At 46.9% G+C, this 5,791-nt stretch carries 3 protein-coding genes and 1 pseudogene; all 4 read left to right on the top strand.

The features are described 5' to 3' along the window. Window positions 1-473 precede the first annotated feature (473 nt). Window positions 474-2,441 (top strand): PP2C family protein-serine/threonine phosphatase, encoded by a 1,968-nt coding sequence (locus O9295_RS17050; RefSeq protein ID WP_288034057.1) that lies wholly within the window; start codon window positions 474-476, stop codon window positions 2,439-2,441. 146 nt (window positions 2,442-2,587) lie between these two features. Further along, window positions 2,588-3,637, top strand: coding sequence for a hypothetical protein (locus O9295_RS17045; protein WP_288034054.1), 1,050 nt, complete (start codon window positions 2,588-2,590; stop codon window positions 3,635-3,637). A 182-nt stretch (window positions 3,638-3,819) separates the two neighbouring features. Beyond that, window positions 3,820-5,418, top strand: a complete 1,599-nt coding sequence (locus tag O9295_RS17040) for a SpoIID/LytB domain-containing protein (RefSeq protein WP_288034051.1) — start codon at window positions 3,820-3,822, stop codon at window positions 5,416-5,418. A 240-nt stretch (window positions 5,419-5,658) separates the two neighbouring features. Next, window positions 5,659-5,791, top strand: a pseudogene (locus O9295_RS17035) (RNA-guided endonuclease TnpB family protein); the annotation flags it as partial.

Here is a 5,791-nt window from a genome sequence, read left to right as displayed (position 1 = left end):
AGCGATTTTGAGGGGGTCAATTACCTAATTTTCAGGGAAAAAGTCCCGGAATTTTCCACCCGATCACTCCGGGATCTGGCACTTTTTGGTTTCCAAAAAGTCTAAAAGTCTTACCCAACAAGGTTTTTAGATTTATTCAGCAAGCCCTATTTAGAAACTGTCAGGAGACAGGAGATAGGGTGATAGGGTTTTGGGGTGATAGGGTTTTGGGGTTTTAGTTCAATTTCCCCACTTCCCCACTTCCCCACTTCCCCACTTCCCCACCTCCCCAATTCATAATTTATAATTTATAATTCCCACTTCCCCAACCCCAGACATACCTATAGAGATGGCACTGTCAGCATTAATTATTCCTGATCGAGCCACAAAGGGTAAAATTTGGGAAACACTGCAATACACTGGCAGTCAACGTGGATAAAAACACGCTATTTTATTAACCTATACTAACCGCGCTTTAGGAGTCAGCAGTTTTCATGGATTCCGTGACAACCCTCCAATGTCAAAACCTAACCTGTCTATCCCCGAACGCTCTCACTAATAGATTCTGTGAAAAATGCGGTACTCCTTTAGTTAAGCGCTATTTATGGATGATGGGTGATTGGGTGAGAACCTATTATCATGTTGGCGAGCTAATTGATAATCGTTATTTGGTCAAACAACCACAAATTGTTCTTGATACTAAACCCGCTCAAGCACCCCAAGCGCCGGACGAACCTCCTAGCTGGATTTCCCTCTACCTAAAATTGTTACCCTTCCATCTCCACATTCCCCAAGTCTATGGCTATATTCCCAGTCCCGATGAACGCTTAAATATGGACATCTGGCTGTTGGAATACGGCACTATTCCCCTCGATGAAACGGGAGAATTAATTTATCCAGAACTATTGCCCACTCTGGCCGAGGTTTGGTCGCAAGCTTCCGATTTAAGGCAAATTCACTGGTTATGGCAAATGGCCAAACTCTGGTATCCCCTTCAGAGAAAAGCTGTGGTCTCTAGTCTGCTTAACCCTTCTCTGACGAGAGTGAATAATCAGCTGCTGCAATTGCTAGAATTAAGCAAAGACGAGGCTACCGCTCCCAATTTACGAGATTTAGGGGCCCTGTGGGCCGGTCTGATGCCGACGGCAGCGGCTAATATTCAAGATTTTCTCGCATCCCTGACCCAAGAGCTAGAATCCGGTGATCTCGATCGCCCAGAATCCCTGATCGCTATCCTCGATTATGCACTACAGCACTACGGTGGAGGTCAAGAACGCAGCTATGAGATTTTTACCTGCACTGATACCGGTCTGATGCGGGAACACAACGAGGATGCCTGTTATCCCCCGACTAATCAGGCCACAACCCTCGCTCATGGTCAAAATCCCCTGGCGATTGTCTGTGATGGCATCGGCGGTCAGGAAGGGGGCGAAATCGCTGCTCAATTGGCGATCGAAACCCTGCCTAGGGAAATTAATCGCAGTGCCACCACTGATATGGAAGTCTATCCCGATAGTCACAGTCTTGTCCTCGAACAGGCGATTCGTGTCACCAATGATCTGATCAGTCAACGCAATGATCAGGAGTCAAGACAAGATCGTCAGCGCATGGGTACGACTCTAGTTATGGCTTTTGCCCAGGCCCAGGAAATGTACGCGGCCCATGTGGGGGATTCCCGCATCTATTGGATTACTGCCCACAGTTGTCATCAAGTGACGGTGGATGACGATCTCGCTTCCAGGGAAGTGAAATTAGGCTATCTCCTCTATCGTGATGCCATACAGTATCCCAACGCCGGGGCCTTGGTGCAAGCTTTGGGCATGAGTAGCGCCACTAATCTCCATCCCACGGTTCAGAGGTTGATTATTGATCAAGATTGTGTTTTTCTCCTCTGTTCCGATGGTTTAAGTGATTACGATCGGGTAGAACAATACTGGGACAGTGAAATTGTGCCTCTTTTGCGAGGAGAGAAAAATGTAACCGCCGTGGGGGAAAGTTTATTACAACTAGCTAACCAGAAAAACGGTCACGATAACTCCACCATCGCCCTAGTTTATTGTCGGGTAGTTCCTGCGGCTGAACCTGTCAGGCCTTTAGTTTATGCTGAGGCCAAAGAACAAATTATTCCCGATCTTAATGACCAAGATTTTGATTACAGCGGGGACACCTACCCCGGAGAAGAAGTGGTGACAGCAATACCCACTCCCCCCCCCGCATCTTCTTCGGTTTCTAGTCGTACTTCTCCCCCCGCACCCACTAGCGTTTCACCCCTAGTCGTAGTAGTGATCGCTGTCGGTGTTCTTGGTTTGCTGGCTGCGATCGCTTGGCAATTCCTGAGTCGTCATCCCGCTTCCAATCCATCGATTTCTCCCGCACCTGTCACCAGTCCGAGTCCCACGACCGGGACGACACCTTCCGCACCTGTCACCAGTCCCACTCCCCCCAATGCTTCCCCTAACTAGGGTTGGCTGAAAAAGTTTTTCGTGGGGACAGGGTGTGGGGTGTGGGGTGTGGGGTGTGGGGTTTTACCTGACGATTAATCGGCTTGTCGGGGGTTGCCAGAGCGAGTTAAGATAAAATGCCCGATTAACTGCCGAGTCTATCATATATGGTTGATGCTGCGACGTTCTCCTCCGACACCTCCGCGATCATTGATGCCTTTGAAACGCCTCTAGAGTTTAACTTTCAACTGCCAGATCCCGAAGATGAAACCATCCAAGATCATGACTTTCAGCAGCAACTGGATTCTTTTTGGAAAGTTTGCGATCGCTTTGATTTGCAAACGGAAATCTGGCGGGGGCGAATTTTGCGAGCTATTCGCGACCGGGAAAAGCAAGGCGGTGATAGTCGCGGTACAGGCTTTTTGAACTGGTTAAAACAGCGAGAAATCACTAAAAGTCAAGCTTATGCTCTGATTCAATTGGCTAATAGTGCTGATACTCTCCTGGCAGAAGGACAACTGGATCCCGATAGTATCAATAATTTTAGTAAACGCGCCTTCGTAGAAACGGCCAAATCTGCCCCCGAAATTCAAAAATTAGTCAGTGATGCGGCCCGACAAGGGGAGAGAATTACCCGTCGGGAGGTGAAGCAATTGGCCGATGAATGGACAGCGATGAGTTCAGATTTACTACCCGATGAAGTGAAAGAAAAAGCCAGCGACGGCAGTTTACCGGCGCGTCATCTCGCCCCCCTAGTGAAAGAATTAGAAAAGTTACCCGATACTCATATCGACACTCTTCGCCAAGAAATCGCCGCTAATCCCGATGTGGACACGGTAAAATTAATCACCTCGGAAGCACGCAGTTTAGCCAAATATCTCGATGCGGCGGCCCAAGTACAAACTCTCCGACGGGGTAATTTAGATATCGAAATGGCTCTAGAAGAAGCTTTGCGCGTCGATTGTCTAAATACGGCGGCGGATCTGGTTAAACAAGCCAGACAATTAGAGCAAGCCGTAGCTAAACTTTATACTACTTGGAAACGTTTAGGTAGTTTGTCCGATCGCCTCTATGTGGATACGGGAGCAAGTAATCCCCATCTGCGATCGATGTTAACCTGTTTGGAAAGTTTAACCAGTGAAGTGATCGAAGTGGAACTGGATGAAGGTGGCCAGAAAATGGTACGTTTACGCATTATCAGCGATGGGGGAAGTTAGATGCTTTGTTGGTGGTTGGATGTTGGGCGTTGGGGTTTGAGGGTGTTGGGGTTTTAGGGTTTTAGGGTTTTAGTGGAAATTCCCCTATCCCCCCCCATTACCCTATTCCCCTAACGGCTTGCTGCTATAATCTCTGAATATCCTCAACTTTTATGAAAACTTATTAACAGATACTTGACTTTATGCTAAAAATCAAGGAAAAAAAACAAATAATTAGCATCGGTTCCATAACTGCGGCGATCTTGCTCAGTTTAACCCTAATTCCTGCCGCTATAGCCAAGGATGTGCTTCTGAGAGTGGGCATTGTCCAACGTTTTGGCGATGAAGCCAAGGAAAAATTAACCCTGAGTAGTACCAGTGGTGATAATCTCACCCTGCGCGTGGTGGGAGAAGATGGCCAATCCCAAACCCTGCAAACCAATCGCCTACAATTAGAAGTTATTCCCCGTCCTCTCGCTTCTCCCATCCTCCAAGAAAAAGTCATTTTGAGCGACCACGCCACCTTTGAAACCGCCGAAAATAGTGCCAAAAATTGGGCAAAAATGGGCATTAAAGTGGAAATTACCCAACCCGGACGCTGGCAGGTTTGGGCAAAGCGAGAAGTTTATGAAAATCCCCTAGTGCGACGTTGGTTGCTGACCAGTTTGCAAGCCAAAGGCCACAATCAACCCTATATTAATAGTGTTTTACTCAAAGAAAAGCCGCAAGTTTCTTTCCAGATCAACGGGGTGCGCTATTTTCCCAAAGAATTAGAAATCGAGAGCCAAAAAAACCTGATTCAAGTCACCCATAGCCCCGATCAGTTACGTTTGTACGGGGGAACTATGCGCCTACAGCCCAACGCCTACGGCACTTTTACCCTAGTTAATAACGTTCCCCTCGAAACCTACCTGCGCGGGGTTGTACCCCACGAAATCGGTCATGATGCCCCGGAAAGCGCCACCCAAGCGCAAACTATTATCGCCCGTACCTACGCCCTCCGCAATCTCCGCCGTTTTCAAGCCGATAATTACGAACTCTGTGCCGATACCCATTGTCAAGTTTATTATGGATTGACGGGAACTAATCCCCGGGCTGATCAAGCGATCGCGTCCACGCGAGGCCTGGTTTTAACCTACCAAAATGAGTTAGTGGATGCCCTTTATTCCTCTACCACCGGCGGAATAACTGCCCTCTTTAGTGATGTTTGGGATGGGGAGGAAAGACCTTATCTCCGGGCAGTGGTGGACTCCCCCAATCGAGTCTGGGATCTCTCGAAACAATCTCTCGCTAATGAGACAACTTTTCGCCAGTTTATTAATCTTAAAGATGGTTTTAATGAGACGGGCCGACGGGTTTTTCGCTGGCAAAAACAAGCTTCTTTAGCTGATTTGAGTCAAGACCTAGAAACCTATCTAAAACGCAGAAAACATCCCCTCGCCCATTTCCAGAAAATCCAATGGATGGAAGTGACTAAGCGCTCTCCTTCCGGTCGGATTCTGACTATGACCGTTCAAACCGATAAGGGGATTTTGGAACTGCATAAAAATGAGGTGCGTAGTGCTTTGGGACCGCCTCGCAGTACCCTATTCTACATCGATCCTATCTACGATACCAATCGACAGATCCAGGGTTATAACTTTATTGGTGGCGGTTTTGGCCACGGGGTAGGATTAAGTCAATTTGGTTCCTATAATTTAGCCCGTTTGGGTTGGTCTCCCGAACAAATTCTCGCTTTCTATTATCCCGGCACCACCATTCAACCTCTCAATAATTCGATTGTCTTTTGGCGAGGAAATTAAGCAGTTATCAGTTATCAGTTTCTGAAGGCAATAGGCAATAGGCAATAGGCAAGAGAAAGGCTCTGACAATTCTCCTACCTAAAAAGAGGATTAGAAACTAAGTAGATCAAATATTTGACTAAAATTTACCGAAATTTTGGGTTAAAGCCCCGTCCTTTTAGGACGGCTTTTTAAACTATAGCTTGTTAACTTAACTTTTATTGTGCTATACTGATTTTATCTAAGTAACCCGTGCGTAAAATGTTTGTCTTAGAGTTTAAAGTTAAAGCTAAAACTCAACAGTATCAAGCCATAGACGATGCTATTCGTACTGCTCAATTCATCCGTAACAAATGTGTAAGGTTATGGATGGATACAAAAGGTACGGGTAAGA

It is taken from the genome of Microcystis sp. LE18-22.4A (assembly GCF_027531105.1).
GTDB classification, from domain to species: Bacteria; Cyanobacteriota; Cyanobacteriia; order Cyanobacteriales; family Microcystaceae; genus Microcystis; species Microcystis aeruginosa.
The sequence above is the reverse complement of the archived record's forward strand: the minus strand, read 5'-3'. Positions and strand labels throughout refer to the sequence as shown.

Bases quoted from the DNA above. Each gene is read 5' to 3' on its own strand.
- O9295_RS17045 (WP_288034054.1), top strand. From the start codon at position 2,588: ATGGTTGATGCTGCGACGTTCTCCTCCGACACCTCCGCGATCATTGAT.
- O9295_RS17040 (WP_288034051.1), top strand. From the start codon at position 3,820: ATGCTAAAAATCAAGGAAAAAAAACAAATAATTAGCATCGGTTCCATA.
- O9295_RS17050 (WP_288034057.1), top strand. From the start codon at position 474: ATGGATTCCGTGACAACCCTCCAATGTCAAAACCTAACCTGTCTATCC.